42 protein-coding genes and 1 pseudogene are annotated in these 26,994 nt (G+C 59.6%); 16 read left to right on the top strand and 27 right to left on the bottom strand.

Features of this window, described 5'->3' with window-relative positions; all coding sequences use genetic code 11:
* Window positions 1-2: 2 nt before the first annotated feature.
* Entirely contained in the window at window positions 3-1,034 is a 1,032-nt protein-coding gene (locus tag LOY22_RS14060; RefSeq protein WP_093382359.1) for a dienelactone hydrolase, read from the top strand.
* Here the strand turns inward: LOY22_RS14060 and LOY22_RS14055 are convergent.
* From LOY22_RS14055 to LOY22_RS14015, 9 genes and pseudogenes are all read right to left on the bottom strand, one after another.
* A complete protein-coding gene (locus tag LOY22_RS14055) occupies window positions 1,028-2,218 on the bottom strand; it encodes an MFS transporter (RefSeq protein ID WP_093382364.1) in 1,191 nt (396 codons plus the stop codon). The genes LOY22_RS14060 and LOY22_RS14055 overlap by 7 nt on opposite strands.
* A gap of 150 nt (window positions 2,219-2,368) precedes the next feature.
* Window positions 2,369-3,955, bottom strand: coding sequence for an ABC-F family ATPase (locus LOY22_RS14050; protein ID WP_010226270.1), 1,587 nt, complete (start codon window positions 3,953-3,955; stop codon window positions 2,369-2,371).
* Window positions 3,956-3,975: 20 nt separating this feature from the next.
* Window positions 3,976-5,169, bottom strand: a complete 1,194-nt coding sequence (locus LOY22_RS14045; RefSeq protein WP_093382369.1) for a tyrosine-type recombinase/integrase — start codon at window positions 5,167-5,169, stop codon at window positions 3,976-3,978.
* Window positions 5,170-5,384: 215 nt separating this feature from the next.
* Window positions 5,385-5,576, bottom strand: coding sequence for a hypothetical protein (locus tag LOY22_RS14040; protein WP_258593612.1), 192 nt, complete (start codon window positions 5,574-5,576; stop codon window positions 5,385-5,387).
* Between the two features lie 61 nt (window positions 5,577-5,637).
* Window positions 5,638-6,021 carry a DUF2591 domain-containing protein gene (locus LOY22_RS14035; RefSeq protein ID WP_258593611.1) on the bottom strand — a complete coding sequence of 128 codons (384 nt, stop codon included), beginning with the start codon at window positions 6,019-6,021 and terminating at the stop codon, window positions 5,638-5,640.
* A gap of 273 nt (window positions 6,022-6,294) precedes the next feature.
* The gene (locus LOY22_RS14030) at window positions 6,295-6,561 is read right to left on the bottom strand and encodes a hypothetical protein (protein WP_258593610.1); all 267 of its coding nucleotides are present in this window, start codon (window positions 6,559-6,561) and stop codon (window positions 6,295-6,297) included.
* Window positions 6,558-6,968: a hypothetical protein gene (locus tag LOY22_RS14025; RefSeq protein WP_258593609.1), complete on the bottom strand. Its 411-nt coding sequence runs from the start codon at window positions 6,966-6,968 to the stop codon at window positions 6,558-6,560. Before LOY22_RS14025 ends, LOY22_RS14030 begins: the two co-directional genes overlap by 4 nt.
* A 208-nt stretch (window positions 6,969-7,176) precedes the next feature.
* Window positions 7,177-8,774: pseudogene (locus LOY22_RS14020) on the bottom strand (DNA cytosine methyltransferase).
* A gap of 13 nt (window positions 8,775-8,787) precedes the next feature.
* The gene (locus tag LOY22_RS14015) at window positions 8,788-9,066 is read right to left on the bottom strand and encodes a hypothetical protein (protein WP_258593608.1); all 279 of its coding nucleotides are present in this window, start codon (window positions 9,064-9,066) and stop codon (window positions 8,788-8,790) included.
* Between the two features lie 237 nt (window positions 9,067-9,303).
* On the opposite strand from LOY22_RS14015, the gene LOY22_RS14010 reads away from it, so the two are divergent.
* Window positions 9,304-9,600, top strand: coding sequence for a hypothetical protein (locus LOY22_RS14010; RefSeq protein WP_195884218.1), 297 nt, complete (start codon window positions 9,304-9,306; stop codon window positions 9,598-9,600).
* A gap of 25 nt (window positions 9,601-9,625) precedes the next feature.
* Here the strand turns inward: LOY22_RS14010 and LOY22_RS14005 are convergent, their stop codons facing one another.
* The gene (locus LOY22_RS14005) at window positions 9,626-10,264 is read right to left on the bottom strand and encodes a hypothetical protein (RefSeq protein ID WP_258593607.1); all 639 of its coding nucleotides are present in this window, start codon (window positions 10,262-10,264) and stop codon (window positions 9,626-9,628) included.
* Between the two features lie 126 nt (window positions 10,265-10,390).
* Here LOY22_RS14005 and LOY22_RS14000 point away from each other — a divergent pair, with 126 nt between their 5' ends.
* Window positions 10,391-10,660, top strand: coding sequence for a hypothetical protein (locus LOY22_RS14000; protein ID WP_258593606.1), 270 nt, complete (start codon window positions 10,391-10,393; stop codon window positions 10,658-10,660).
* A gap of 107 nt (window positions 10,661-10,767) precedes the next feature.
* The gene (gene trbK, locus LOY22_RS13995) at window positions 10,768-10,992 is read left to right on the top strand and encodes an entry exclusion lipoprotein TrbK (RefSeq protein ID WP_258593604.1); all 225 of its coding nucleotides are present in this window, start codon (window positions 10,768-10,770) and stop codon (window positions 10,990-10,992) included.
* Between the two features lie 71 nt (window positions 10,993-11,063).
* On the opposite strand, the gene LOY22_RS13990 is transcribed toward trbK, so the two are convergent.
* Entirely contained in the window at window positions 11,064-11,822 is a 759-nt protein-coding gene (locus LOY22_RS13990; RefSeq protein WP_195884214.1) for a hypothetical protein, read from the bottom strand.
* Between the two features lie 87 nt (window positions 11,823-11,909).
* Here LOY22_RS13990 and LOY22_RS13985 point away from each other — a divergent pair, with 87 nt between their 5' ends.
* The gene (locus LOY22_RS13985; protein ID WP_224793739.1) at window positions 11,910-12,344 is read left to right on the top strand and encodes a DUF3224 domain-containing protein; all 435 of its coding nucleotides are present in this window, start codon (window positions 11,910-11,912) and stop codon (window positions 12,342-12,344) included.
* 31 nt (window positions 12,345-12,375) lie between these two features.
* On the opposite strand, the gene LOY22_RS13980 is transcribed toward LOY22_RS13985, so the two are convergent.
* The 10 genes from LOY22_RS13980 to LOY22_RS13935 form a co-directional block, all read right to left on the bottom strand.
* A complete protein-coding gene (locus LOY22_RS13980; RefSeq protein ID WP_195884213.1) occupies window positions 12,376-12,786 on the bottom strand; it encodes a hypothetical protein in 411 nt (136 codons plus the stop codon).
* 14 nt (window positions 12,787-12,800) lie between these two features.
* Window positions 12,801-13,346 (bottom strand): hypothetical protein, encoded by a 546-nt coding sequence (locus LOY22_RS13975; protein ID WP_258593601.1) that lies wholly within the window; start codon window positions 13,344-13,346, stop codon window positions 12,801-12,803.
* Window positions 13,347-13,417: 71 nt separating this feature from the next.
* Complete coding sequence (locus tag LOY22_RS13970; RefSeq protein ID WP_195884211.1) at window positions 13,418-13,780, bottom strand: hypothetical protein; 363 nt, start codon at window positions 13,778-13,780, stop codon at window positions 13,418-13,420.
* A 250-nt stretch (window positions 13,781-14,030) separates the two neighbouring features.
* On the bottom strand, window positions 14,031-14,522 hold the full coding sequence (gene ssb, locus LOY22_RS13965; RefSeq protein WP_195884210.1) for a single-stranded DNA-binding protein: 492 nt from the start codon (window positions 14,520-14,522) through the stop codon (window positions 14,031-14,033).
* A gap of 10 nt (window positions 14,523-14,532) precedes the next feature.
* Entirely contained in the window at window positions 14,533-15,030 is a 498-nt protein-coding gene (locus LOY22_RS13960; RefSeq protein ID WP_258593600.1) for a siphovirus Gp157 family protein, read from the bottom strand.
* Window positions 15,027-15,782: a hypothetical protein gene (locus LOY22_RS13955; protein ID WP_258593599.1), complete on the bottom strand. Its 756-nt coding sequence runs from the start codon at window positions 15,780-15,782 to the stop codon at window positions 15,027-15,029. The genes LOY22_RS13960 and LOY22_RS13955 overlap by 4 nt, the downstream gene beginning before the upstream one ends.
* Window positions 15,783-15,941: 159 nt before the next feature.
* On the bottom strand, window positions 15,942-16,118 hold the full coding sequence (locus LOY22_RS13950) for a hypothetical protein (protein ID WP_258593598.1): 177 nt from the start codon (window positions 16,116-16,118) through the stop codon (window positions 15,942-15,944).
* Window positions 16,115-16,303, bottom strand: a complete 189-nt coding sequence (locus tag LOY22_RS13945; RefSeq protein WP_258593597.1) for a hypothetical protein — start codon at window positions 16,301-16,303, stop codon at window positions 16,115-16,117. The genes LOY22_RS13950 and LOY22_RS13945 overlap by 4 nt, the downstream gene beginning before the upstream one ends.
* Complete coding sequence (locus LOY22_RS13940; protein ID WP_258593596.1) at window positions 16,300-16,716, bottom strand: hypothetical protein; 417 nt, start codon at window positions 16,714-16,716, stop codon at window positions 16,300-16,302. Before LOY22_RS13940 ends, LOY22_RS13945 begins: the two co-directional genes overlap by 4 nt.
* 553 nt (window positions 16,717-17,269) lie before the next feature.
* Window positions 17,270-17,518, bottom strand: a complete 249-nt coding sequence (locus LOY22_RS13935; RefSeq protein ID WP_258593595.1) for a hypothetical protein — start codon at window positions 17,516-17,518, stop codon at window positions 17,270-17,272.
* Window positions 17,519-18,028: 510 nt separating this feature from the next.
* Between LOY22_RS13935 and LOY22_RS13930 the strand changes: the two genes are divergently transcribed.
* Window positions 18,029-18,355 carry a DUF1654 domain-containing protein gene (locus LOY22_RS13930; protein ID WP_258593594.1) on the top strand — a complete coding sequence of 109 codons (327 nt, stop codon included), beginning with the start codon at window positions 18,029-18,031 and terminating at the stop codon, window positions 18,353-18,355.
* A gap of 52 nt (window positions 18,356-18,407) precedes the next feature.
* Here the strand turns inward: LOY22_RS13930 and LOY22_RS13925 are convergent, their stop codons facing one another.
* The 6 genes from LOY22_RS13925 to LOY22_RS13900 all read right to left on the bottom strand — a co-directional run bounded on the left by LOY22_RS13925 (window position 18,408) and on the right by LOY22_RS13900 (window position 21,974).
* On the bottom strand, window positions 18,408-18,785 hold the full coding sequence (locus LOY22_RS13925) for a hypothetical protein (protein WP_258593592.1): 378 nt from the start codon (window positions 18,783-18,785) through the stop codon (window positions 18,408-18,410).
* 202 nt (window positions 18,786-18,987) lie between these two features.
* A complete protein-coding gene (locus LOY22_RS13920; RefSeq protein ID WP_258593590.1) occupies window positions 18,988-19,341 on the bottom strand; it encodes a gamma-glutamylcyclotransferase family protein in 354 nt (117 codons plus the stop codon).
* 375 nt (window positions 19,342-19,716) lie between these two features.
* Window positions 19,717-19,962 (bottom strand): hypothetical protein, encoded by a 246-nt coding sequence (locus LOY22_RS13915; RefSeq protein ID WP_258593588.1) that lies wholly within the window; start codon window positions 19,960-19,962, stop codon window positions 19,717-19,719.
* 171 nt (window positions 19,963-20,133) lie between these two features.
* The gene (locus LOY22_RS13910; RefSeq protein WP_309475556.1) at window positions 20,134-20,634 is read right to left on the bottom strand and encodes a DUF2388 domain-containing protein; all 501 of its coding nucleotides are present in this window, start codon (window positions 20,632-20,634) and stop codon (window positions 20,134-20,136) included.
* Between the two features lie 243 nt (window positions 20,635-20,877).
* A complete protein-coding gene (locus LOY22_RS13905) occupies window positions 20,878-21,114 on the bottom strand; it encodes a hypothetical protein (RefSeq protein ID WP_258593586.1) in 237 nt (78 codons plus the stop codon).
* 2 nt (window positions 21,115-21,116) lie between these two features.
* Complete coding sequence (locus tag LOY22_RS13900) at window positions 21,117-21,974, bottom strand: XRE family transcriptional regulator (protein ID WP_258593584.1); 858 nt, start codon at window positions 21,972-21,974, stop codon at window positions 21,117-21,119.
* A gap of 88 nt (window positions 21,975-22,062) precedes the next feature.
* Here LOY22_RS13900 and LOY22_RS13895 point away from each other — a divergent pair, with 88 nt between their 5' ends.
* The 10 genes from LOY22_RS13895 to LOY22_RS13850 all read left to right on the top strand — a co-directional run bounded on the left by LOY22_RS13895 (window position 22,063) and on the right by LOY22_RS13850 (window position 26,704).
* Window positions 22,063-22,239: a Cro/CI family transcriptional regulator gene (locus tag LOY22_RS13895; RefSeq protein WP_258593582.1), complete on the top strand. Its 177-nt coding sequence runs from the start codon at window positions 22,063-22,065 to the stop codon at window positions 22,237-22,239.
* Window positions 22,240-22,295: 56 nt separating this feature from the next.
* Window positions 22,296-22,508 (top strand): hypothetical protein, encoded by a 213-nt coding sequence (locus LOY22_RS13890; RefSeq protein WP_045194481.1) that lies wholly within the window; start codon window positions 22,296-22,298, stop codon window positions 22,506-22,508.
* A gap of 18 nt (window positions 22,509-22,526) precedes the next feature.
* Window positions 22,527-22,739, top strand: a complete 213-nt coding sequence (locus LOY22_RS13885) for a hypothetical protein (RefSeq protein ID WP_045194480.1) — start codon at window positions 22,527-22,529, stop codon at window positions 22,737-22,739.
* Window positions 22,740-22,953: 214 nt separating this feature from the next.
* A complete protein-coding gene (locus tag LOY22_RS13880; RefSeq protein ID WP_258593579.1) occupies window positions 22,954-23,931 on the top strand; it encodes a phage replication protein in 978 nt (325 codons plus the stop codon).
* Between the two features lies 1 nt (window position 23,932).
* Complete coding sequence (locus LOY22_RS13875; protein WP_258593578.1) at window positions 23,933-24,712, top strand: hypothetical protein; 780 nt, start codon at window positions 23,933-23,935, stop codon at window positions 24,710-24,712.
* Window positions 24,712-24,933: a hypothetical protein gene (locus LOY22_RS13870; protein WP_258593576.1), complete on the top strand. Its 222-nt coding sequence runs from the start codon at window positions 24,712-24,714 to the stop codon at window positions 24,931-24,933. The genes LOY22_RS13875 and LOY22_RS13870 overlap by 1 nt, the downstream gene beginning before the upstream one ends.
* A complete protein-coding gene (locus tag LOY22_RS13865) occupies window positions 24,926-25,396 on the top strand; it encodes a hypothetical protein (protein ID WP_258593574.1) in 471 nt (156 codons plus the stop codon). Before LOY22_RS13870 ends, LOY22_RS13865 begins: the two co-directional genes overlap by 8 nt.
* Complete coding sequence (locus tag LOY22_RS13860; protein WP_258593572.1) at window positions 25,393-25,995, top strand: recombination protein NinG; 603 nt, start codon at window positions 25,393-25,395, stop codon at window positions 25,993-25,995. Before LOY22_RS13865 ends, LOY22_RS13860 begins: the two co-directional genes overlap by 4 nt.
* Window positions 25,992-26,123 carry a hypothetical protein gene (locus tag LOY22_RS13855; protein WP_256326730.1) on the top strand — a complete coding sequence of 44 codons (132 nt, stop codon included), beginning with the start codon at window positions 25,992-25,994 and terminating at the stop codon, window positions 26,121-26,123. The genes LOY22_RS13860 and LOY22_RS13855 overlap by 4 nt, the downstream gene beginning before the upstream one ends.
* Window positions 26,114-26,704, top strand: coding sequence for a hypothetical protein (locus LOY22_RS13850; RefSeq protein WP_258593569.1), 591 nt, complete (start codon window positions 26,114-26,116; stop codon window positions 26,702-26,704). The genes LOY22_RS13855 and LOY22_RS13850 overlap by 10 nt, the downstream gene beginning before the upstream one ends.
* Window positions 26,705-26,994: the final 290 nt, after the last annotated feature.

Raw genomic sequence — 26,994 nt, 5'->3', positions numbered from 1 at the left:
CGATGCGGCGTCTTGGCGCATTACTCCTGTTAGTCCTGTTGGGCAGCCCGCTGATGGTGCAGGCCGAGCCGGCTGCGCACTGGAGTGTCGGCGTGCATCGCCTCAGTTTCGCCGACCCGCTCGATGCGCAGCCGGTGCAGGCCCTGGCGTTCTATCCTTCCAGTGCAGTTGAGCGCAGCAGCCGCATCGACGGCTACCGGGTCCAGGCTTGGGAAGGTGCGCCGATGGTTATCGGCCGTTATCCGCTGTTGATGCTGTCCCACGGCAATACCGGCACGCCGCTGGCCTTGCACGATCTGGCCACCGCCCTGGCGCGGCGCGGCTTTATCGTCGTTGCCGTCACCCACCCGGGCGATAATGCCCGCGACCACAGCCGCCTGGGCACCTTGAGCAACCTTTACGGGCGGCCGTTGCAGATCAGCGCAGCGATCACCGCCAGCCTCGGCGATAGCTTTCTGGCCCCGTACATCAATGGCCCGCAGGTGGGCGTGATCGGCTATTCGGCTGGCGGTGAGACCGCCTTGATCCTGTCCGGGGCGCAACCGGACCTGGAGCGTTTGCAGCGCTACTGCCAGGAGCGGCCGCTGGATGCCGATGCCTGCAAAACCAAGGGCGTGCTGATCGCCGACCGCGCCGACCTGCGTGCCGCGCCCGATCCGCGGGTCAAGGCGCTGATGTTGATGGCGCCGCTGAGCCTGATGTTCGGCCGTCACGCGTTGGCCGAGGTCAAGGTCCCGGCGTTGATCTACAGCGGCGACAAGGACCAGTTGCTGGCCATCGACAAGAATGCCCAGGCCCTGGCGCGCAAGCTGCCGGTCACGCCCAACTACAAGCTGTTGGCCGGTGCCGGGCACTTCGTGTTCATGGCGCCGTGCGACGACGAGCAGCGCCAGAAAATGGCCGCCTTGTGCAACGACCCGGACGGCGTCGACCGTGAGGATATTCACCTGACGTTGCAGGCTGAGGCTGCGCGGTTTTTCAACCACACCCTGGCTGACCGCCATCAGGCCGGCCTGCACATGGCCGATCAGTAGTTGCCGGCGCGCCGTGACAGCAGGAGGGTGAGGCCGACGCCAAGCAGCGAAAGCAAAGCAGCCAGGCAAAAAATCCAGGCATAGCCCAGGTGCAGGGCCACCGCACCCATCAATGGCCCGGCAATCGCCAGGGCCAGGTCGAAGAACACCGCATAGGCGCCCAGGCCTGCACCGCGGCTGGAACTGGGCACCTGTTTGATCGCCTCGACACCCAACGCCGGATACACCAGCGACAGGCCGAAACCGGCAAAGCCTGCGCCAATCAATGCCAGCACCGGGCTGGGTGCCAGCCACAATAAGGCCAGGCCCAGGGCTTCGGTGGCCATGCAGGCCATCGCCACGGGATAGCCGCCAAAGCGGTTGACTGCGTTGACGAACAATAGCCGTGAGAGGATGAAACACACGCCGAATGCGCTGAGGCACCAGGCTGCGCCGCTCCAGCCCTGCTCGAGGTAGAACAGGGTGACGAAAGTGGTCAGGGTGCCGTAGCCGATCGACGCCAGAGTCAGGCTGACCCCGCACGGCGCAACCCGGCCGAATGCGGCCCAGAACGGCAGGCGCTCACCACGTACCACCGGCGTCGACGGTTTGTTGCGGATTACCAGCAGGGCCAGCACTGCCAGGACGCTCAAGGCCAGGCCCAGGGTGGCGAAATTGACTCGGTCGACCAGTGCCACGCCCAGCGGCGCACCGATGGCGATGGCCCCGTAGGAGGCAATGCCGTTCCAGGAAATCACCCGCGCGGTGTGCTCGGCGCCCACCGCACCGATGCCCCAGCTCAAGGTGCCGACGCCGATCAGACCCTGGGCGATGCCCAGCAGCACGCGCCCGCCCAGCAGCGCCAGCAGGCTCAGCAACGGCACATCGACTGTCAGCGCTGAAGCAAAGGTCAGCACACCGCTGGCGGCAATACCGATCAAGCCGTAAATGATTGCCCGCTTGGTACCCAGGCTGTCTGCCGCGCGTCCGGCCAGCGGCCGGCTGAGCAGGGTGGCCAGGTATTGCAGGCCGATGGTGATACCGGCGATCACCGCACTGAAGCCTAACTGGTCATGCACATAGCTGGGCAGCACCGCGATCGGCAAACCGATGCAGAGGAAGGCGATAAAGGTATAAAAGACAATCGAAAGGATTTGCCGGGTGATCGACCCGGTATCGACGGGGGCGGGTGCTTGCGCGGACATGAGCTCGTTCGCTGGCGGGCGGTGGGAGAGGGCCCATGATCGCCGGGTGCGAAGAGAAAAGGAAGCAGGCTAACGGATTTTCCAGCATCGCGGGGCAAGCCCGCTCCTACAGGATTATAGGAGCGGGCTTGCCCCGCGATCAGATCTGGATCAGATCACCACACCCTGGCTGCGCAGGTAGTCATCGTAGGTGCCGCTGAAGTCCACCACACCGCTCGGGCTCAGCTCGATGATGCGGGTGGCCAGCGACGATACGAACTCACGGTCGTGGCTGACGAAGATCAGCGTGCCCGGGTAGTTCTCCAGCGCCAGGTTGAGCGCCTCGATCGATTCCATGTCCAGGTGGTTGGTCGGTTCGTCCATCACCAGTACGTTGGGCTTTTGCAGGATCAGCTTGCCGAACAGCATGCGGCCTTGCTCACCACCGGAGATCACCTTGACCGACTTGAGGATCTCGTCGTTGGAGAACAGCATGCGCCCCAGGGTGCCACGGATTACCTGCTCGCCTTGAGTCCACTGGCCCATCCAGTCGAACAGGCTCAGGTCCTCTTCGAAGTCGTGGGCGTGGTCCTGGGCGTAGTAGCCCAGTTCCGCGCTTTCGGTCCACTTTACCGCGCCGGCATCCGGGCTCAGTTCACCGACCAGGGTACGCAGCAGGGTAGTCTTGCCGATACCGTTGGGGCCGATGATCGCTACGCGTTCGCCGGCTTCGACGGTGAAGCTGAAGTTTTCGAACAGGGTCTTGCCGTCGAAGCCCTTGGACATCTTCTCGATGGTCACGGCCTGGCGGTGCAGCTTTTTGGTCTGCTCGAAGCGGATGAACGGGCTGACCCGGCTCGATGGCTTGACCTCGGCCAGCTGGATCTTGTCGATCTGTTTGGCGCGCGAGGTGGCCTGCTTGGCTTTCGAGGCGTTGGCCGAGAAGCGGCTGACGAAGGTCTGCAGTTCGGCGATCTGGGCCTTCTTCTTGGCGTTGTCCGACAGCAGCTGCTCGCGCGACTGGGTCGCGGCGGTCATGTACTCGTCGTAGTTGCCCGGGAACAGGCGCAGTTCGCCGTAGTCCAGGTCGGCCATGTGGGTGCAGACGCTGTTGAGGAAGTGGCGGTCGTGGGAAATGATGATCATGGTGCTGTTACGCGCCGTGAGAATGTTTTCCAGCCAGCGGATGGTGTTGATGTCCAGGTGGTTGGTTGGCTCGTCGAGCAGCAACACTTCCGGGTCCGAGAACAGCGCCTGGGCCAGCAATACACGCAGTTTCCAGCCTGGCGCGACTTCGGTCATCGGGCCGAAATGCTGTTCCAGCGGGATACCCAGGCCCAGCAGCAGCTCACCGGCGCGGGATTCGGCGGTGTAGCCGTCCATCTCGGCGAACTCGGTTTCCAGCTCGGCGACGGCCATGCCGTCTTCTTCGGTCATTTCCGGCAGCGAATAGATACGATCGCGCTCGGCCTTGACCTTCCACAGCTCTTCATGGCCCATGATCACGGTGTCGATCACGGTGAACTCTTCGTAGGCGAACTGATCCTGGCGCAATTTACCCAGGCGCACGTTCGGCTCGAGCATGACCTGGCCGGCGGACGGCTCCAGATCGTTGCCGAGGATTTTCATGAAGGTCGACTTGCCGCAGCCGTTGGCGCCGATCAGGCCGTAGCGGTTGCCGTTGTTGAACTTGACCGAGACGTTCTCGAACAAGGGCTTGGCGCCGAACTGCATGGTGATGTTAGCGGTGGAGATCAAAGGGCTTACCTATCAATAGCTTACGTCGCTGGCATTGCGGCTGATACCGATTTGATACCAATTTGCAGCTTTTCCAGCTCGCTCCAGTCGGAGCTTGAGTTAATCCAACGCGCATACGTCGACAGCAGCATTTGCACGCTGTGGCCGAGCTGTTGGGAGATAAATGCGGGGTTGAGGCCAGACATTAAGCATATTGTCGCATAGGTGTGACGACAGTTGTATGGCGGACGGTAACGAATCCCCAGTTCTTTAAGCACCGGCCGCCACTGATGATGCAGATCGGAGGTCTGCTGGACGTACTCTGCGTTCTTCGATGGCGGGAAAATGAACGGTGACTCCGTGACCCGCCCCTTTCCTTTCCTGCGTCGCTCGGCATACTCCCTGGCAAACTCGAGCGCATGCAAGGCCCTCTCGTTGAGTAGCACGAACCGATCTTTGCCGGTTTTGGTGCGCTCTACTACCTCTCCCAGCGCTACAGTGCGCTTCACATGGGCAACCTTCTTCTCCAAGTCGACAGCATCCCAGCGCAGCGCCAGGCCCTCCGACAGGCGTACGCCGCTGAAGAACACGAACTCGAAGAACGCCGCGTAGATCTGGCTTGGCCAGTGCGGGTGCTCGTAGAGCCTAGTAGTAATCTGGTTCGCCTCCTCTAAAGTGAACGGGTCGATCTCTTTCTTGGTGCGCTTGGGCAGTTGCAGGGCCTCTGCAGGGTTTCTGCTGATCAATCCGTCGATCACCGCTGAGCGCAGAATCGTTGACAGCTTCACCAGGGCGTTGCGCTTTACCCCCGGCGATCTCCAGGTGATTGAACTCACCACCTTGCGAACCTGGGTGGTGGTGATCAGGTCCACACGAACCATCGCGAAGTGGAGCATCCAGTAATTGTTCAGCGCGCTTTTGTAGTTGTTGTAAGTGCCGGGCGTAATCTCCCGGCTGTCGAGCCAGAGCTGGGCGTACTCACCAAACGTCGGCTTGCTACCCGCGACAGTTTGCGAGCCCGGGAAAAGCTCTGCGTACTTGTCCTGGTCCAGAAGGCCAAGCTTGTTAAAGCTAACTACCTGATCGCGAAGCTGGGATGCAGCCTTGATGCCTTTTTGTGTCGGGGGGTAAGGGAGCGTTTCGCATCGACGGATACCGTCCCATGTGAAACGAATTCGGAGGGAGTTGCGGAAGACTTCGACCCCTCGGGGTAAATCCATTGGCTTTCCAGCCATTCGTCATACCTCTTCTTGCTATAGATGATTCGGCCCTGGTGCTTCATCCAGACGCCCTCGGGGAATACTCCGCGCAGGCGCCGACCCTCCAGGGTTCGCTTTGTGCATCCCAGTAGATCGGCCATGCGCTGTTCGGTGACCTTGTCGAAGTCACCGTCTGTTTCGGTGGTCATGATTGTCTCCACGCCGCGCATGGCGGCAGAGGTGGGGAGGGGTTATTCGGGGTACTGCTTGCGGATGCGGCGGGCGATGGCGCGGAGCTCGAAGTCCATCTCGAACATCTCGTTGTTGTCTTTGCGCGAGACGACTGGCGACCTTGTGACGTTGCGGCCACCCAGTATCCAGGCGGCCAGCAGGATCAGCGCAGATTCCAATTGGCGCCGGAGAAAGCCCTGGCGCGGGATCATGGCCTTGGCCCCTTCCAGATCAGGTAGGCCATGTAGAGCGGGGCGGCGATGGGTAGGAGGATCATGGCTGCAGCTCCTTCGGCACCTGGACAAGCAGTCCAACTTTGGCGGCGACGATGGTGCGGCACGCGGCCTGTAGGGCTGAATCGCCAGCCTGGGCAATATCGCTGCCGCCACCGGTGATCCAGGCTGCCCACACGTCGCCAACGCTCTGCGGGCAATGCAGGCTGATGTTGTGCTTCTCGATCAGTGGACCGCCTACCAGCCAATCAACAGCTGGTTTGTAGCGCGCCGGGAACATCCCTTCTTGCTGGATGAACACCCGAGCAGGGACGCCGTACTGCGCTGGCGCCACTGACGGGTTCAAGCCCGTGGCAATTGCCAGCGACCAGTTCAGTTGCTCGCCAACCAAGTCAGCTGTCTTCACTTCGATCAAGTCGGTCATGGCTCCATCTCACCTGGATAGGGTGGTTGGGTGGAAATGGAGAGGGAGCCAAGCAGCGGGAGCCTCGCCCATGCGCCGAAGTGGCCATGGCCGACGTAGTACTTGGTGCCAGCCGCCATAGAGGGGCCGAAGGCTGGGAGGCACAGCGCCTTCTTTGGCTTACGCCACCAGACTGCCCAGCGCCAGTAGCCACATTTCAGCGCCCAGCTAGCGACAACGGCCTCTTGCTTGCCGCCATAGCACCAGTTCAGCCCAAGAAATAGCTTTCCAATTTCACAGATGATACCCCTCATCAATCCAGCGCCCAGGCGCCAGAGCGGGTGTAGGTTCGGGTTGTGTTTCGTGCGGGGTGAGCTGGCGCTCGTTGCCGGCCTGCAGTTGGCTGTCGGGGATGCAACTGATGCCGATACCCGTGCCGGCGCTGGCGATCCAGCAGGTGGCACCGCGCTCGTCATCGTGGAATACGCTGACCGCTCGCGGCAGTTGTTCCGCGCTGGCGCCGGTGGCCAGCAGCAGGAGACAGAGGGCGAGGCGGGTCATGGCTTGAACTCGACTGCCGGGGTGACCTGACGGGCGTAATCGAGCACGCCCTGCGACCAGTCTTCGCCCACGCCGTCGTCGAAAGCGAACAGCATGCCGCCGAGCGCACGGCGCAGATTGCGGATTTCTTCGACCATCGCGACCACGACGGCAGGTCGGGCTTCCCGGTAGTGAGCCTCAGCATGGACGTGTGGATCGCCGATCCCGTAGAACTGAACGCCCAGCGCCTGGCCGTCGTAGTTCAGGTAGTCGGCAGTCAGCTCGACGGAGCCCTCGCCGCCGCACCCGGGGCATTCGATCCAGCCTTCTTCGGTATCGGCGACCTGGGCGCTGTCGAAGTTCTGCGGGGTTGCAGCCTTGGCCGCGGCCTCGATCGCGTCGAGGTCCAACTCAATTTTTTCGGACACGAGTGTTCCTTGGCCGCCATATCGCGGCTGTTCAATAGAGGGGAGAGGGGTTAAGTGGGGTGGGGTGCAAATGTACTCCAAACAGAAACCCTCACTGAAACAGAGGAAATAGTTTCTCTGGACTTACTCGGGAGGCCTCTAGATGGAAGAATTAGTCCAACTAACCAAATTGGCGGATGCGATTGTTCAACTCATCCTCCACATAGTTTCATTGGTGCAGGTGATCAAGCTGTTGCTGAATGCGCCGACCAATCCAGCGGACGACAAACACCGCCTTGCTGTTGCCGATCGCCTTGTAGCGTGGCCCGTCTGGGCATTCGTCGGCGGGTTTGCCGCGATAAGGGATCAGCGTGTGGTCGCCGGGGAAGCCCTGGAGCCATTCGCATTCGCGTGGTGTCAGGCGGCGAACACCTGCCCCCCCTGGACCATTGGCTGGCCACGGCCAGTGCCGTCTTCGCTTGCGTCGAAGCCCTCGGCCTTCAGCGTGTGTGTGATCTCGCCAGTGATGCATACCGCGACCTGGCCACCGGCGTTGGGGTGGCTGCCGCCATGGCCCATGGCCCTAAGGGTTGGAGCGATCTGGCCAGCGTCTGCGCCATGGTCCTTGCAACTGAAGGCGATAGGCGCTTTGCTCGCCGCCGGCAGGGTATGGCAAAGACCAGGCTCCGGAATGCTGCGGTTTGCGGGGCTGGTGATCTGGTTTGGGTCGAACACCGCATTTTCTCGCCCACTGTTTCTACCCAAAGTATGAGCCTGGTCCCTTAGGGTGCAGGGATCTTGGGTGCCGTGAATAACCAGCATCCCGCTCTCGGCATCTTGTTGGGTAGCACTGCCTGCAGCTTTGCCGTTGGCTTGTAGTGTCCCTGTCACCACTTGAAGGCCGCCAGCGGTCTCGAAGTCTGTGCCCAGCCCTCCACCGGCAGTGGTCCTAGAGCTTAGGGTGCCCGCAACTACAAAGGTCTCGGTTTCTGCATCCATCCGTGTACCACCAGGGTGGGCGCTGAGAGCGGTGGCCACATCAGTCTGCCGGCAGTTGGCACCGCCCCCAAAAATCAGGTTGCGAGGCTGGCAGTCGTTTCCAGCTGGAATGCCGCCATTCCCGCTAAAGCTTCGCGTAATTGTTGAGGCAGGTCCTTGCCCCTCGCTTCGGCGCGGCGGAGTATCCCGGCGCACGCCTTCGCGCTCAAAAAGTACTTCGAGGGGATCAAACCCTGCTCGAGCACTTGCGACAACGAACACACGGCGGCGTCGTTGGGCCAGGCCGAAATATTGGGCATCCAGAATCCGCCATGCGACTGTTCGCGTGGGTCCATACACACAACCAGCGTCCTTCCATTTACCCCCTGGCGGTTGGAGTTCTTCGGATTCGCCCACCAGGGCGCCGAGGAAGCAGCCAAACGCGTTACCTTTGTCGGAGAGGACACCGGGGACGTTTTCCCAGACGCAGACGGCCTCTGGCTCACCTCGCAGGGTTCGAACATGGTCAATTGCATCAAGGAGCTCCACGTATTTGATGGTTAGGGCGCCGCGGGGATCGGCAAGACCTTCGCGCATACCGGCCACACTGAAGGCCTGGCAGGGAGTTCCGCCGACCAGGGCGTCAGGCGCTGGGATCTTGCCGGCCAGCACCATGGCGGCCAGTCGGGTCATGTCGCCGTGATTCGGCGTGTTCGGGTAGTGGTGAGCCAGTACCGCGCAGGGGAATGGCTCGATTTCGGCGTACCACGCTGCTTGCCAGCCCAGCGGGTGCCAGGCCACGGTCGCAGCTTCAATGCCGCTGCAGACGCTTCCGTAGGTGATGGGCATAAGTGGTCCTCGGCTACGCGACTTTCGGCGTCATCTCTGGCTGGTAGTCCACCCAGCCAACTCGAGGAGCCTTCGTTTTCTTGTTGATGACTGGTTGCCCCTCGGCGTCGGTGAGGGTGCATTTCGCCCTGACCCGAAGGTCTCGGCAGTTGCCAGTCTTGCGGGCCAGCTCGGCGAACTGCTCGGCGAACTGCGGCGCATCGAACGCCGGGCTGAGCTGGCGTACCTTCTTGCCGCGCATGATTTTGTCCACCTGCTTGTCGACGGCTTCATTCCATTCGGTGATCGTCATTTCCAGGGGGGGGGCAGCCAGCTTTCCCGCCTGGCCTTGTCGTCTTGGTAGTTCTCCTGGCCTCGGCCAGCGCTACGTCGGCGGTCATGCCGAAGACTGCGAATGTGCTCATGGTGTTCTCCAGGCAGCCACCGGCCTCGCCGGGGTGGCGTGATTCGTTGAAGTGGGGAGGCGCTGGCGGGCAGCGCCGAAATGGGTTATTGCTTCCCTCTAGGTCAATCCACTAAGGAGTGTGAGATGAAGCGACTACTGATAGGTGCTTTGCTGGCGGCGTCGGGCGCGGCCCAAGCTGGTATTCCGCTGGTGAACGCCACATGCCCAGGAAACATCGAGGTGCACGCCGACAAGGGTGGCCCGATCTACATCAATGGCAAGGAAGGCAAGCTGAAGAAGTTCAACGAGAACTACTTCGAAGCCAAGGGCAGCGGTGTGACCATCTCGCTGTCGATCAACCCTGATGGCTCGCCTGATGTCTCATATACCGGGAAAAACCGGGCCAATGGGATTTGCCAGGTGAAAAGCGAAGGCTCCTGAGGCGCTGGCGGGCAGCGCCGGAGGGTCAGGGGCAGTTGTTCGCGCCGCAGTTGCGGCAGTCATTCAGGAACCGGCCATCCCAGCTGATGAAGCGTCCGCAGCCCTGGCAATTGAGCGCCGGCTGGCGGCGCTTGGCGACCTTGGGCGGCCTGGGCATCTTTATGCCTGCCACGCGCAGGGCTAGCTTGTGGTCGACGTTCTGGCGATGCACCAGTCGCCGCCTGATCTCCTCGATGTAGGCTGCAGGCCAGAAAACTCGTGTGCCCTTGCCGGCGTGGTTGGCATACGTGAACTGGGCGTTTTCCAGATCCATGCTGAGAGCCTGCTGCAGGTTCTCGGTCACCTTGCCGCGTTGCTCGCTAACCCAGTAGACATCGTTCCCGTTCCAGTCGCCTGGCACGTGCACGTAGACATTGGTGCCGGCTTGGAGCCCAGCGACGCGCCGATCGTCATCCATCAGCTGGCAGTCGACGCCGTAGTGCGCCCTGGCATCGATGTACTCCTTCGGCCAAGGGATATCGGTGTCGCGGTGTCGGCATGCCTCCTCAAAGGTGAACAGCTCGGCATGATCCAGGTTGGTCACGTAGCCGCGGCCTTCCTTCGCCCAGAACATCATGCCGTCGCCGACATGGCTGCGGCTGTCCTGCAGGTAGAACTGGCTCATGGCTTTCTCCATGCATGCGCCGCCCTCGCCGGGGTGGCTTATTCAAAAAAGATAGTGGGGCCGCTAGTCAGCATCCACCGACTAGTGTTTTATGTGCTGGCAATCTAATGCCCAGGAGAAAAGCAGATGACGGATACCATTGATCACAAGTCAGGCCGAACAATCGACGCCGACGTTGTAGCGGCAGGCGCCGGTACCGCTACGCTGATAACTCTGGCGATTCAGAACAAAGAAGCTATTGCAGCAGCGGGCTCTGCCGTGATTGGAGTGGCTGTTGCCAACCCGAAGATCACAGCGTCTGTCGCTGCGGCCGCGACCGTGGGCTATGGAATTTACCGACTCACTCAGCCCGGTACCAAAATCGAGCTTGGCAAGTTCAAGTATGAGCGGAAGTAATTGAGGAGTTGAACTGACCTGTGGGCGCTGGCGGGCAGCGCTGAGTGGTCTTTGCGACGCGGGCCGAGGTTTGCTATAAATCCCGGCCACTTCAACGGAATGAGCTCATGTCTCTGAAAACCCTCCTCTTTATTTCCCTCGTAGCAGCCTCTGCAGCCATTTCGGCTGGCTGCAAAGAAGACGCCGTCGACACCGCCGCCTACGAGCCGACTACCGAACACTGTCAGCCTGACTACCTGAAAACGCTCCCAGACAATAAGGCTCGCGAAGACCTGGTTGAGAAGTGCATGACCGGTGGCTCGTACAAGAAGTCAGAGCCGAAGACCTGGTAACGTCCGTTTCAGTCAGCGCCGCCTCATCAGGCGGCGTTTTCGTTTAAGGGCTGGCGGGCAGCGCGGGAGGGTCAGGCGGCTTTCGCTTCGGCCTGCTGGGCGACGATCGCCTTGGCGGCATGGTTGATCAGGTACAGCCGGTTAATCAGGCTATCGCGCGGCTTGTCGATGGTGATTTCCCAGTAGTCGCAGCCCAGGCCAAGTTCTTCGTGGTGCTCGCTCATGAACATGCTGGCTTGCTCGACGTAGCTGATGTCGTCGGCCTCGCTCAGGCGATCATTCAGCGAGTCCCAGAAGTCGCGGCCGTCCTCGCCATATTCGATGGCTGCGAGATGCTCTGTGACCAGCTTCCGAAGCTCGTCCCAACGCCCAGCCTCGTGGCGTCCGCCATCGTTGCGCATCCACTCGGGCAGGTCGCTGTACTGGTCCTCGTCGATGTGCTCGCAGACCTGGTTGCATACGCCAGTCACCAGCGCCGCGCGGAAGGCGTCTTCATCAAACTCGCGCTCGCGGCAGTGCCCTTCAAGCTTCGAGTGGATGTAGTAGCCGATGTCGTCACCGGCCAGGAACTCGATGCCGTAGGAAAGGCCAACGTTGAAAGTCAGGCCGTCGATGTCGCCGACAGTGGCGATGCCGAAGCGGGTGATGAGGATGTCGAAGGCGTAACAGGTGGTGCCGGGAGCTTTGCAGCGCCAGGCCTTCAACTGATCTGTGTCGGCCAGGACGGTGTACTGGTGGTCCTTCAGGCACTCGGCAGCGCGCTCACGGCGCTTGGCCTCTTCGGCTTTGCGCTGAGCAATCCATTCCTGGTGGCGTTGTTCATCGTTCATGGCTTTCTCCATGCATGCGCCGCCCTCCATGGCTGGATGCGGCATGGTGGAAATTAGGGTTGGGATGGGGTATTACGGGGGACCGGCATGGGGCTGGATCAAAAGGAACTTGAAATGAATCACACAGCCAACGGGCCGTTTGAAATCACACTCAATCCGGAGCTCTTAAGCAGCACCGCTAAAGGAACTGGCCTTGGCCGAATGTCTCTAGACAAGCGATTTCATGGTGAGCTTGAAGCCACCAGTCAAGGTGAGATGCTGTCCTTCCGCAGCAGTGTTCAAGGTTCTGCCGGCTACGTTGCTATGGAAACTGTGCATGGAACCTTGCACGGTCGCAGCGGTAGCTTCGTACTTCAACACAGTTCGACTATGAATCGTGGGACACCCGTTCAGTCCATCACCGTCGTACCTGATTCCGGTACTGACGAGCTTTCCGGGCTAACTGGTAGCATGGTCATCACGATCACCGATGGGCAGCACTCATACAAATTTGACTACGCGTTACCGGATCATCAAATCTGATTTTCGTTGGCTGGCTGGCAGCGCAGGAAGGTCAGGCAGTGCGGACTTTGAAGGTCAGCATTGCCGCGGCGTCTTCGAAGCACTCGTCTAGCTCTTGGTATGCCCGATACTTGGCCTGGCTGCGAGTGGCCGCCCATACGCGCCGAACGTAATGGCGCGCGTCGCCAAGCATGTACTTCACGTCATCCCAGTCATACATGCCGTTGGTGAGCACCTCGAACTGCTTCAGCGGCAGCTTCTCGGCCATCTCGCCGTACTGCATTTCCCAGGTTGGGTGGTAATTGCGGATGCGCTTCTTCGGGTCGCTGTCGAGGATTACGCCGATGTAATGGCCGCGGTCGGCGATGATCACGCCGGGCTCGCCGTTCGCGATTACACGGCGCCCGATCTCGGCTGGCACGTCGTAGTGGCGGCGAATGTAGTCGCAGTTGTAGTTGCTCATGGATCGCTCCTTGATCAGGCCGGGATGGGGAATTGCTTGGTCAGCGCCTGCTGCACTGCCGCGATGATGCGGCAGAGGTGGGCCCAGTCTGGGTTCGGCTCTTCGGCATCAGCCGGCAGAATCCACCACTCATCACCAAACACCTGGCGCATAAACTCGCGGTGTGCACCGCCGCATTCGTCCAGGGATGAGGTGTGGCTTAAGTCCTCGGCTTCGTCGAACAGGTCTCGCGCATCCTCGGCATCCAGGTCGCGGTCACGACGCATCTGCAGGATGATCTTGCGTGCCTTGCTGGCCAAAGCCTCTGCGCTGAATCGGCGTGACTTCAGCGAGCGGTCGAAGTAGCCGATGATGTAGGCCTCGTTCAGCTTGCAGAAGAACTGGCCTACCGTCAGGCCATCCCACATGCCTCCCCATTGGGCGTGCCAGGTCTTGTCGAAGCAGCTGACGGTGATCTTGCCCTTGCAGGGCGCAAAGTCTTCCAGGTAGACGCTGATCGGGTCCAGTCCATCGACGCCTGTGATCAGCAGCTTGGTGACTGTCGAGGTCTCGACTTGCATTGCGGTACTCCATGCATTCGCCGCCCTCCGTGGCCGGATGCGGCATGGTGAATTGATTGTTTGCGCTGTAGTCAGGCCAGGTCGGCGAGCAACAGCAGGCCTGTGTCGTCCGGGTCGTCGCCGAGTTCCAGGCCGGGCGCGCGAAGTTCGCGGCTCAGGCGGAACTGGTCGAGCCTGCGCACCACGGAACTGGAAAGCGTGATTTCGTGGCGCGGAGCACTGAGGAAGTGGCGGGCCGCTTCAGGCCCTAATTCATGGATACGGTGGATCAGCAGGGTCATGGCCTCGCCGTTTTCCTCAACTTCGGCCCATTCCATGATTTCAGCCAGGGCCTGGCGGGTGCCTCGTCCGGCTTTCATCCGCAGATCTTCGATACCGGCCTTGGCCTCCTTCTTCTTGCGCTTCTCGTCGCGCTCCTGCGGCGTCATCGCCATACACCACCTCCTTCAATCCGCTAGGCGGCAAGTGAGCTTGTGCCCGGTGCTGGTGGCGCTGCAGGGCCATTCGTTTGAGTTTCATGCGTGAGTTCCATATCGGCGTCGTGCCAGCCTGCAAGCCACCACCCGCCGTCTACGGTCATGTTTCCGTAGGGCTGGGAGAGGCGGCACTTTCCGTCTTGGCGGCAGGCCCGGCCCTGGTAGTAGGCCGTGGGGTAGATGAGGCGGAACCGTCGAGCCTTCATGGCTACGCCCCAGACAGGTGATGCAGCGGGGCGAAGGGGATGTCGTCGTCGAAGCTGTCGTAGTCCGGGCCCGGGGCGCCTTGCTGGTTCTGCGGCTGGGCCTGCGGGCGGCTCTGCTGGCGCTGCTGCTGGGGCCGAGGCTGTTGCTGCTGGGTTCCCTGCTGCGCCTGTTGAGGTGGGCTACCGGCGAACTTGATGATGATCACTCGGCCGGTGAGCTTCACTCCCTGGGAGTGGTCGGCCTTGGTGTAGGTCTCGACGTGGGCGTCGTCGATGGTGAAGTGCAGTTGCTGGCCCTTGAGCAGGTAGGGCGCCATGGCTTCGGCCTGCTTGCCCCAGAGCGTGGCGTCGACCCACTGAGTGGGGCGCTTGCCATCTTGGCCTTTGCGGCCATATTCGCAGGCCAGGGCCAGGTTGCAGACGGCATTCCCTTCAGGCGTGTAGCGCAGTTCAGCGTCGCGGCCCAGGCGGCCGATATCGGTAAGTGTTGGCATGAGCTATCTCTTATTTGATGCGGATCGAGGACTTGCCTCGCTCGATGTGAGCGCCTTTCACGACCTGCCCAGATTTAATGCGGTCGGAAATGGCTTTCTTGTCGGGGACAGTCGTCACCCTTGAGTCAACCAAGTCATCGGGAAGAGCTTTTTCATCGTCGATGATTACCGACTCGCGACCTTTGGCCAGGGTGATAGTGAAAAGAGGGCAACTGATCTTCGTTATGTTTGCCGCCTCCATGTTCTCGCGCAGGAAGTCAATGATCTGGCCCTTGCGGTTAGACATGATCCGTTTGCGCTCTTGAAGACGATTGATTTCCGCATCAACAGCTTCGATGTCTCCATCCATGTTCAGGATGATCCGGCTTACTGCCAACGCCTTGTCGTTGAACTCGGCTTCGATCGCGCCCATGGTGTCGCGAACAGCTATCGCCATATCTTCGTCGGCGCCATCCATCAGAACGGCAAGCTCCTGGAACTGGCCGGTCAATTCGTAAAGGGTGCTCATGCTGCGGCTCCCTTGCTGGCGAGGTTCGCTTCCAGAATGGCCTTGCGCTCATCGAAAGCTTCGGCAAGGCGCCGCAAGAATGCCGTTTCATTACGAGCCACTGCGCTTTTGACGTATCGTGTGTTGAGCGTTTTTAGCTCATGCATGGATACTGCGCCGCTCATGGTTTCAACGGCAGTTTTGAGCCATTCCAGCCTTTCTTGCTTCTGACGCTCTTCCTCGGCGGCCTTGTCTTCAGCCTTCTCGATAGCAACCTCGCTACGAACCGTTTCGACATATGCGGCGTCATCAAACATGCCCATATGAATATCGGCGGCAAATCCGAGGGGTTGGAGGCATTTGCCGATGGCGTCAGTGAGGGACTTTTTCGCCGCCTCCCAATCGGTGATGATTTTGCCTTGTTGAAGCAGTACGAAAGGTGTGTGCCCGTAATGCTGCACCGTGCACTTCTGGCCGTCCTTGCCCAGATACCAGAGCTCAATCTTCAAAGTGTGCAGCTTGGCGTTAATGCGAGGGGCATCCGGCCACTCTTTTGTCGGAGCCTGGAGTGGACCACCTTCGTCGAACCGATCCTCAAGTACCGTCCAGCCCCAGCCTTCACCACAAGGACCGAACACTTCGGTCGCCTTGCGCATCAGGTAGGTTGGTTTGATGGCGGTGCCCTTGAAGCCGCCCATGCCCGTGAAGTTCTTTGTGGCGCTGGGGTCGGTGGTGTCGACCTGGTCCCAGATGCGCATGTTGGTACTGGACATTGATAGCTCCATGCGCAGCTTTGAGCAGCGCTGTAGGTTTGAAGAGTTACTGAGTGACCTTCCCGGCGAATGCGCTTGCAAGCATCCAGGCGGTGCAAAGGAAGAGGGTGAGAGCAGACCCACGCCAGAAGGCGATGCGCTTGGCGCGCTGGTAGCAGGTCATGGGCATGACCTCGGCCTGGCAATCGGCCGGCGCTTCAGCCAGTCAGCCTTGATCGGGTAGGGCAGATCCGCAACGCGCATGCCGACTGGGAACCGAACGGTTCCGCGGACTTGCGCAGCCATGACTTCCTCAACCTGCTCATCGATGAGCGATTTAACCGGTGCAGTGCTCATGCAACCTCCTTGCGCCGCTCGGCAACCCGGCGAACGCGCTCGCAGTAGTGTTTGAACTCGTCGGCGTCGATGCCGCCAGCAGTGAAGTGGCGGACGATCAGGGATTCGGTGAGGGTTTCCTGCAGCCTCGACCCCGATTGCTCAAGGTCGTCCAGGGCACGGTCTATGGCGATATGCGGGCTCATAACTCAGCGTCCTCGGCCTGGGCGATCAGCGCGTCATCAGCCAGCGGCTCGAGGAACTCTGCGGCCAGGTCAATCAGGTGCTGATCCGGCTTGTCGTCGCCCAGCAGGCTCGCTGCCGTGGTCCTGCAAGGCTCACCAAAGGCCGCCTGAATGACGATCTCTGCCAGCCAGTCGCCTTTATCCTCGCCATCCTCCCAGCGCTTCAGCAAGAGCAGCTGAATGTGGGTCTTGAACTCGGCGAAGGTAACAATGCGCGGTACACGCATGCGGCGCTGCACCTTGATATCGCTACCCCGGGCCAGTTGCTCGCCGGCTTCTTCAAGCCATGTTTGGCGGGCAGAGTCGCGGGCATCAACCACTGGAGGCGCCTGCCGGTTGTCGTACTCAAATTGAGCTTTGCGAAGTGCGCCCATGGTCGTCTCCAGTTGGATTGTGCGGCCGCATTGGTCAGGAACCAGGCGCGGGTGACCAAACCCAGCCTTGAGACTGGCCTGGCACCTGCCGATGCGGTCGTAAGTGAAGGGAAGGGGATGCAGGCGCCCGGCGCTGCCCGGGAAGCATCTGGTCTGACCGGGAAGGCCCCGGATTCGCCTGCGGTGATGCGATCTGCATCGATGATTCGGCTTGCTGACACCTGCCAGCGCCTATGGCTAAGCCTGATACCCGCGCTTCCGTAGAATCGCCTGACCAGCCTTGCAGCCGGTAGCGGGGCCTGGCATCACTGCTACTGGGTTCCGATTCAAGCCGAACGCGGATGAAGAAAGGTGCATCGGTGATGTGACTTGGCGGGGATTCGAACCCCAAAGACTTACGCCAGCTTCGGCAGCGCTACCTAACTGGCCGCACCCCGCACGCAGGGCACCCCTGATCCACCGAGACAAACTCCAAGTCACATCACCGATGCAGCCTGCGATGGGGAGCAGGGCATCGGGCAGTTAACGTCAGGCTGACGTGGCGCTGGTTGTCCTACTCTCCGGCGGCGGCTTCGCGTTCGTCGGCGATCTTGGCGGCTCGTGCGTCGTCTTCCTCGTCCTCGCCGAGGAAGCTGGCGCCTTCTTCGGGGCACTCTTGGAACCAGGCATACAGGCCGGGACCGCTATGTGCCTTGTCCTCGCCCATCTTGATGACGATCGTGTCGTAGCATTCCGGGTCGCCGCTGGACTCGCTCATCTCGAGCAAGGCCTTGAGCTGGTAGTGGGTCAATGAGATTTCCATGCTTGTGGCTCCGGGTTGATTTCCCGTCTGGCCCTGTCGCCAAGGCCAGCCAGTGAAATCGGTCACGCTTGCGGGAAAGGAGACTGTTTATGTCCCTTTCCAACAGATTTAGTGACGCTTTCCATCACCTCGTGCATGAGGCGACTGATTGGTCAGTGTCCAGGCTCGCTACTGGCGGCAGCCTGGACTTACATCGCTCGTTGTTCCTCCGACCGCGACCCTGGTCCGCCGGATAACTGTTCTTGGCGCTTTACGCTGCACGCCCGGGGCAGTTGCCACCCCTCTGGACTGTTAAGGCCTGTCCATCGCTGCCTTTGAATCTGGGCCGGTGTCGATCCGGCAAGGTGTGTCGCTAAAGAGCAGGGCCGCTTGAGGCCCTCTGCCGGCTGCTTGTGTTTCTAATGCAAGTCGGCTTGCACAAATAAAAGCATGGTTGCTTATTGAATGCAAGCAAGCTTGTGTTTCTTTTTTGTACTGTATGCTTATCCAGTGTCCGCAGAGAGGGAGAAAATGGCCAAGCAGCAGAAGAAGGAAGCACTACAGGCTCGACAGGAGATGACCGGCTTGGAGCGGCTGGGCCTGAGAGTGTCGTCAATGATCAATCACCCGATCGCGCAGTTGCAGCGCTGGGTGACGATCCATCGGCTCGACACAGATGGGGATTTAGAATGGGAGGAGGTGATGGGGCTGCTTTCCGAAACGCCAGAGTTGGACCTAACCTTCAATGACGACGGAAGCGTGACAGTCAAGTGGGAGAAGCAGAACTCCGAGGATCGTGATGACCTGGTGATTTCGAAGGATTGGGAAGAAGAAGTGGAGGAGGCGGCGCCTTTCTGACAGCCAACAAAAAGGCCCGCTCAATGGCGGGCTTCTGTCTTAGTTGAGAGGCTTACGGCGCGTGTCCGAATTTGCGACGGAAGTCATCTTCAAGCATCTGACATGCTCCACTAATTATGCTGCGCGCATTGGCAGGTCCCGAATAGGAAGATTCCCGGTCGCGGCAAAGATCAATCGCAGCTCGCGCCTCGGACTTTGCCTTGCCTTCGGGGGTGCTGCCAACGTAGGCACCGAATCCCAGGAACGCCACAAGCAGCGCGACAGCCGTAATTGAGATCTTGGCCAGGACGCCCATTCCTTTTGGCTTGTCAACGAAGCCAGGCGGGAGGACGATCTTCTGGCTCAGATCTGCTTGGCAATGTTTGCAGCGAATGGCTTCAGCCTTGATCGTCTCGGCACAGTAGGGGCATTGCTTCTCGGAAGGTTCCAATTTTGATCTCCTTATCGGGTCGCCCATCCAACCACCCCGGCCCAGCGCCATCACGCAAGCGAAGAAAGGCCCGCTCTACGTAAGCGTTCCGAGACAACAAATTGCAAATCCCAGCATTCCGGTGTTAGGTGCCGACTGCTTAAGCGGTCGAGTTCACCGGGAATGCTGGACTCACTATGCGCCAACGAATTTCTTGAATTTGTTAGGCTTTTACATACACCCATGCTGTCAACCCGGAGACAAGCCCCACTGCAACACGCTTGTAGTCGGAAACCTCGTAGGCATCCGCTGCACGTAGCTCTTGTGGGGTGATCTGGAAGACCATGCCTGAAACAGTTTCCTCAGGGTTTGCACTAGGGATGACAATCGGATGGTGTGTTTTCCCGCTAGTGGCAAGCACCTCTGGATCAGTAATTTCAACGTAGGACTCTTTGTAGCCGGCCATGCGATCAGGCTGCCCAACTAGCTCTCGGCCAAAGTTGGCTACCTGAACGGCCTTGTCCTGCAAGGTGCCATAAGAAAACAGCAAAACTTTAAAATCCTGATGCAACGTCATATTCCTTCCTTTAAGTTATCCATCACAAAGGCAAAACATTAGCTTGGTTAGGAAGCTAAATCCGGCGTCCAGCAGTGCGGCAGAAGCAGGCTTATATCAGTCGCACGATGTGTTGGCAAACGAGTCAGAGCGTCCTTCAAATAGGTGAGTTCGCCGGACGTTTACGGACCTGAGCCATAACGCAGGCAAAGAAAAGCCCGCCTGGGGGAGGGCGGGCTAAGTGTTCCACGGATGAGAATTCACCATGCCTGCGCCGGGGTGAAAATTTCGTGAAGGTATGAAAGAGCCCGCACAAGGCGGGCTGCTTTTCCACACGGGGTGCTGATCCGTCAGCTGATTTTAGTGTAGCCAAGCGATATCAGTTCGCCAGCTTTCTCAATCCTCTGGATCCCCAGATTCTTCCGGACTCCACCTGGCGATCAAGTCGACCAGCAATTCGGCAATGGCATCGCTGTTTTCTGATAGCACTTCAAGGTGCTCACTGACACGATGGTATGTCTCAGTGGAGCCTCGCTGGTCGATCCAAATCCCGATTTCTTCAATAGCTGCGCCCAAAGCATTGATGTTTTGATTCAGCCGGCTGAGCAGGGCAGGTGTCGGATCATCTGGAAGTGCGGCCATGTTGATTCCTCTAAGGTGCTGAGGAAAGCGTAGCAGGCAGTAAAAAGCTCGCCGACGCGAGCTCTCATGACTGGAGTAGTCAGTTATGGGGTTAGCCGTCCAGGTTAAGAGAGAGCATCAGTTAGAAGCCCAGACTGAGCCTGGCTTGTATGTAAATACGAAGGGGAAGATTCAGAAAGTTGTGACGATTGCTAGGGCTAATTGGTCATCAGTCATATGTGGCGGACTGTAGGCTGAATGATAGTACCGAACTGCCTGCTCAAACTGAGCGCCGCGAATTTCACCTTCTGAGCCAATGAATGCGAGGGCGTCGTCCTTCGCCTTTATCATCATCGAGGGGCCGTAGACTGTGAATGCTGTGGTTCCACCGAGGATCATCGTTGGAACCATGGTGGTGACTGTCAGGGTTCTCTCTACGGGGTTCTTGACTTCAAACGCTACAGCGCCAGCGCTGATCGATGCCATAAAGACAATCGCTAGGGTCTTCCATGATTCCATTCCTTGATGCTTCCATTGCGATCTGAGGGCGACACGATAGCAGAGCAGGGGATCAGCAGAAACAGCAATCCCGGCGCTGGGCCGGGCTGTATAAGGGTTCTTTTGTTTTAGCTGGGAAGAGATCTTAGGATTGGGGCGAGATATTGCATGAACCATGCACCAGGTGCCGCCCACCGTCGAGCCGACTACCTCCACTAGGCCGAAAGCACCCGCAGCGCTATCTGGCCCTTGGGCACCATGTTTTTCTCGATGCGATCAAGGCGAGTCTCGATCTTTCCAAGCGAGACCACTACAGTCATCCCGCCTTCAAGCGCTCGCAATCAGGCATGAAAAAGCCCGCCGAGGCGGGCTTTATTCTGAGGGCAGTCAGAGTATGCTGGAGGTCTCGGCGCAGCTCTTGGTTGGGCTTGCCCGGGCTCATTCCTTTGTCCTTTTCACTCGGCCCGCCTTCACCTCTTCGGCATACCCCTCCAGCTTGTCCTCGACATCCTGGAAGCGCAGAGCAATCTGCATCAGCTCGTTTGTTCCGTCTTCATCGCCGGCAGCAAGCAATTTCTTGGCAAAAACGAACAGATCCACGCCCGACCACTTGAGGGCAGCAGCTGCTTCTTTCAGATCGCGGTGCAGCTCTTGGTTGGGCTTGGTCAGGGGCATGGCTACACCAGATGAGCGTTCCAGACCAACAGTACCCGGGCCTGAATGTAGGTCTCATCGACGCGGATGTTTTCGGGCGGATGATTGGTGTTGTCCGAAACCATCTTGAAATAGTCGCGACCTTTCTTCTGCAGGCGCTTGATGTACTGGTGCCCCTGGTGCGAGAAAAAGTAGATCCCATCACCCTCAAATTCACGGATGCTCACATCCACGATTAAGGGGTCACGGTTTTTGATGGTAGGGGCCATCGACTGCCCCCGGCCTGTGATCAGCTTGAGGTGATAATGCTCTTTGAACTCGACGCCCAGTTCTCGTAGGTGCCTAGGGCTAACCCGAATGTCTTGCAGCATCTCCGGAAAGTCGTGAGTCACCTCGCCATCACCCATGGCGCCACTCACATCATAGTGGGCAATCCACACCTCATCCCCGACAAGCCCAGGCCGTGAAAAGTCGACAGTGACAACGTTCCCGGCCTTCAGCTCGGCCGCTGTTTCCTCAACCGCGCTTGCGATCATTCGGCGCGCGTCTTCAGAAAGATTCTTTCCATGCTTGGCAAGCATCTGTTGAACGAGATCTGCGGATGACTTCGTCTCTTGGTCTTCCGATTCTAGGTTCGGTGCTTCTTTACGACGCGGCGGCTCTCCCTTCCCGGATAGCAACCAATCGACTGTCGTGTCATAGCCGTCCGCAAGCGCGACCAGGTTTTCGTTCTTGATGTTCTCGGTGTCGCCGGCAAACCACTGACGCACAGCCTCATAGCTGATGCCGCAAGTGGTGGCTATGTCTCGTTTAACGCTCCGAACCCCAATAGCGGGCTTCCTCGCGACTACGAGTTTCGTAATTCGATCAGTGATTTTCATGAGGGCAATCTACAAGAGTGCTTGTCAAGCATGCTTGTTTTAAAAATACAAGCATGCTTGAATATGTGTATGAGCAAAGGAGGTCGGTATGACCAAGTCGCAAGCAATCAAGCATTTCGGCTCCATTTCCTCGCTGGCCAAGGCCCTCGGCGTTACGTACGAGGCTGTCCGTCAGTGGGAAATGGTGCCGGAGTTGCGCCAGTACCAAATTGAGCGAATCACCAAGGGCGCCTTGAAAGCCAACCTGCAAGACGAAGCGGCTTAGTCATACGCCCCACCGATCCGCACAACCTCATTCCAACCGCAAGGAGCAACACCTGTATGGCCTACGACAACCCCGCCCATAAGCGCAGTGAAGTTTGCAAGCTCCGCTACAAGCCTGAGGACTTGCGTTATCTGCGCATGGAGGCGAAGCGCGCGGGCATGCAATTGGCTACCTACATCCATGACCTTTCGCTCATGGCTCGCCGCCTGGGCGCAGCTGAACTCATTCGCGAGATGAACGGCTTGGGTGAACAGGATAAGTCGGCCTAACGGGCCTTTGGAGGCCCAATGCACGAATCAATTTTCGATGCGTTGGAGGACGAGGCGAAAGATGAAGTCCGGCAGTTGAGTGCCGAGCTCGGATGGAGTCTCGAACACACCGCACAGGAATACCTCCGGGCAGGACAGTCGCTGGCAATCCAGCTCCAAATGGAGCGGATGAAAAGGCCAGCACAAGTCCTGTCTCTGGTGGGACACAAAAAGGCCCTCGATGTGGGCTGATTGTGGGAAGCGGGAGGCCCTCTTTGGGGCTTTTTGCAGGCACAAAAAAGCCGACGTACGAGGTCGGCTCATTTGCAAAACTAGAGAGGCCCGATTATGCAGAGCCAGATCGCTTCAAGCAATACCCAGAATCTCGCGCCACGAAATGCGAACCGCGAAAACGTGGCGCGCACTTTGTCGCTGTATGCGATGTCCCGATTGGGCGGGATCTGACATGCAGTTCACCGTGACGATCAACCAGGCAAAGGCGCTCGAATGGGGGCTCAACTCCCAGCAAGCGCTGCTGTTCGCGTTCGTCTACGGCTGCCCGAGCTGGGCAAAAGCGTTGAAGACGGATGACGGGATCTTCTTTGCACTGAGCAAGGCCAAGATCGTGGAAGAGTTGCCTTTGCTGACCGACAAGCCCGACACGGCCTATCGGATGCTGAAGGCCTTGGAAGAAGCCGGTTTGATCGAGCTTTCCAGCACTTCGAACATCACCCTTTTCCGCCTGACCGACAAGGCAGCTGAGTGGAACAAGAAGCAGGATGGGTCGGAAAAATATCCGACCCCACCACAAACCAATGGTCGGAAAAAAATCCGATCTACCTCGGAAAAATCTCCGAGCAAGGTCGGAAAAAAATCCGAGCCAGGGTCGGAAAAATCTCCGACAAATCAGGATACCAATAATCAGGTTACCAATCAGGATACCAGTCACAGCTTGCAGGACGGCTCGGACAAGCCGAACCAGTCCCGCGGCTTGGTGCTGGTTGTTGATCGCACCGATGCCCCCCGGGTTGTAATCCCTGCCGACATGCCGGGCCCCAAAGACCAGACCTGCAAAACTTTCAAAGTCTGGGCGAACTACGCCATGGCCTACCGCAAGCGCTACAGCACTTGGCCGGTGTGGAACGCCAAGGTCGGTGGCCAGCTCGGCCAACTGGTCGACCGTCTCGGTACTGACGTCGCCCACCACGTCGCCGCCCACTACCTGAAAACCAGCGATGCGGCAGTTCTGCGCAAGTGCCACAGCCTCAACGAGCTGCTGGCGAATGCCGAGAGCTATCACACCCAATGGGTGACCGGTCAGCGCGTCAACGGGACAACCGCGCGCCAGATGGAGCGCACCGAGGCAAACCTGTCCGCAGCGGAACAGGCGGCTCAACTGGTTCTGGCCAAGCGCCAGGCAGGGGAGCGCAATGAGTACCTGTGAGATGAACGATGCCCAAGTAGCAGGGTTGGCCGCTGCCATTTGCGCGACGGCAGAGGCCATGGGGCAAGAAATGAACCCAGGCACTGCCGCGATGATGGCCGAGGACCTCTGCGCTTACCCAGTGGCTACCGTCCGCGGCGCCCTGAAGGCCTGCCGGCTTGAGGTGAAGGGAAAACTCGCCATGGCGGACATCCTGCAACGAGTGCAGGCCGCTGACGGTCGCCCTGGCAAGGATGAGGCGTGGTCCATTGCCCTGACTGCCAGCGATGAAAGCGAGACCGTGGTGATGACTGCCGAGATTCAGCAGGCCATGGCCGCGGCGCAACCGGTGCTTGCGCTGGGCGACAAGGTCGGCGCCCGGATGGCGTTCATGAGCGCTTACGAACGGATGGTTGCCGGGGCGCGGGCTGAAGCGAAACCAGCTGCCTGGAGTGTTTCCCTCGGTTTCGACCCGGTTCGCCGAGTGACAGCCATCGAATCGGCTGTGCGTATGCAACTGATCACCCAAGAGTCGGGCGCCAAGTACCTGGCCGATCTGCGCATCGCACCAATCACCGAAGACGGCCAGGCCATCGCCGGGCTGCTCACCGGCAGCACCGTCCAGGCATCCCCGAAGCTGCGCGAGAAGCTCGCTGAAGTCCGCTCAATCGTTGAGGCCGCTAAGGCCCGGCAGGACCGCGAGAAGCGCAAGAAGGCTCAAGCCGATCGGGTCAATACGTATCTGCGCAAGCGTAAGGCCCGCGAGGCAATCGCCGCGGCGCAATCGAAGGAAGGATTCTGATGAATATCGACAAAGCAAAGCTCCAGCCCCTGCTGTGGGCAGTGGTAGGCGCCTGGAAGGCCGGCGACCAGGATCTGCACCTGCGCCTTGATGCTCTGGACGAGTTTCTCGGTGAGCTGACTGTGGAGGAGGCGGCGCTCGGCCTGATCGAAGAGATCGGCCAGCTTACTGACAGGGTGCGCGCAGCAGAGAAACTTCACCTGGAGGTGGCCCATGGCTGACCGTATCAGCGTCAACTGCCAGGCCAAGCTCTCGGAGGCCATCACCTGCCTGACCACCATGTACCGCGACAAGAAGTTCGTGGTAGTGAGCCTGCGCCCGGGCAAGGACCGCACGTTGGACCAGAACGCCCTGTGGTTCGCTTTCTACAAGCGCATTGCCGAGATGACCCAGATCGGTGACGCATCGGAGGCTCGCAAGTACTGCAAGCTACACCACGGCGTACAGATCCTAATCAACGAGGATGAGGACTACCGAGCGGCCTGGTACCGAACCACTAAGCACCTCAACTACGAAGAGAAGCTTGGCCTGATGGGCGACTGCAAGCTGCTGGGGCCGGACGGTTTTCCGGTAACCAGTCTCTTCAATCGCGCCCAGGGCATCGCCTACACCAACCGTATCGTTGCTGACTTCACCGCCCATGGTGTGGTCTTCGACGACCTGCTGAGCCAGGAGGCCGCATGACGATCGAAAGGAAGCTGCCCAAGCCGAAAAAATGCTGTGTCGCATCGTGTGGGGTCTCATTCGTCCCTTCACGCATGGGGCAGGCTGTATGCAGTCCGGCCTGTGCGGCACTTGATGCCCCGCGTCATCGGGAAAAGGCCCACAAGGCTATCAACCAGCGCAAGCGCCGCGAGATCAAGGTTCGCAAGGAGAAGCTCAAGACCCGCGGCGACTACATGCGCGAGGCCCAGGCCGAGTTCAACACTTACATCCGCCTGCGCGACCAGCACCTGCCGTGCATCAGCTGCGACTCGCTGCCCAGCGATCACGACCTGATCACCGGCAGCCGCTGGGACGCCGGCCACTACCGATCTGTGGGCGCCTGCCCGGAGCTGCGCTTCGAGCCGCTCAACGTGCACCGCCAATGCGTGAAGTGCAATCGCAACCTGTCCGGCAACGCAGTCGAGTACCGCATCCGATTGGTACAGCGCATCGGTGCCGACCGGGTGGCCTGGTTGGAAGGGCCTCATCAGGCCTGCAAGCACACCATCGACGACCTGAAGGCCATCAAGGCCGAGTACCGGGCAAAGATCAAACAGCTGAAGGAGGCTGCAGCATGACATGGACAATCATTGATACGGCCGGCATGTTGCTGCTGGTTATGGTTATTGCATCCACCTGGTGCCTCGGGCGCGGCCAGTTGATCGCAATGAAGCGCAAGCGCGAGGAGGGCGGCCCATGCAGCTGAACAGCGCTCGCCAAGCATGGCACGACTGCCTGTACACGGCCTGGGATAGCCAGGGCTCCTTCATCGAACAACTGGGCCTACTGGGCGCCATGGTGCAGACCACTGACAAGCAGCGCAGCGCGAGCCATGCAGTGCACCAGGCGCTGGCCGGTCGGGTGCAGTCGGCGATCGGCAAGCTGCACGGCCAGGTCCGTGCCTTTGGCAACTTCATGTACAACCCGCGTCTGGACGATGACACCCGGGAGACAGCCGAAGAGGTGATCTTCAACCTGGTGCAGAGCAAGTCGCCGCGCATGACCGCCGCCAAGCGCGAAAAGCTCGAGTATGTGGTGAAGGGCGTAATGACCCGGTACCGGTACATGCACCAAGGCGGTCAGTCGGCCAATGACGATCCGCTGGCGTCGCCGGAGGGGTTTCGGGCTTGGTTGGATGCCCACTACGGCGTAAAGCTGGAGTCGGCTAATTGGGAGCGCGACTGGGGTGGGTTCGTGCGCCTAGCGTTCGGCTGCTGCGAGGATGTGGACAAGATGGCATTGAGTCCAATAGCGGCCGCAATTTACGAAATGAAGAGTGCCGCTTGAGGGCCTATTGCGTTCCCGTGCGGCTGGTGGCATAGTTTCCCCATCGTGATAATTTCGCCTTTGGCGAAGATCGCTAAAAGAACCCGGCCATTGAGCCGGGTTTTTGCATTCAATATCGGTATTCTTCGCCGAATCCTGCGCATGCAGGGCAGATTAGTTTCCCCTCGCGACCCGTTCCACAGCATCGCGTGCACCGGTGGAGATCATCCGGGCCTATGGTGTGAAGTGCGGCCCTGCAGCGCTTGCCGCTGCCAATATCCGCTAAGCAATCATCATTTGGATATCTAGAG

The organism is Pseudomonas sp. B21-035, from assembly GCF_024748945.1.
Lineage (GTDB): Bacteria > Pseudomonadota > Gammaproteobacteria > Pseudomonadales > Pseudomonadaceae > Aquipseudomonas.
Note: the sequence above shows the minus strand (reverse complement) of the source record. Positions and strands in the feature narration are given on the sequence as shown.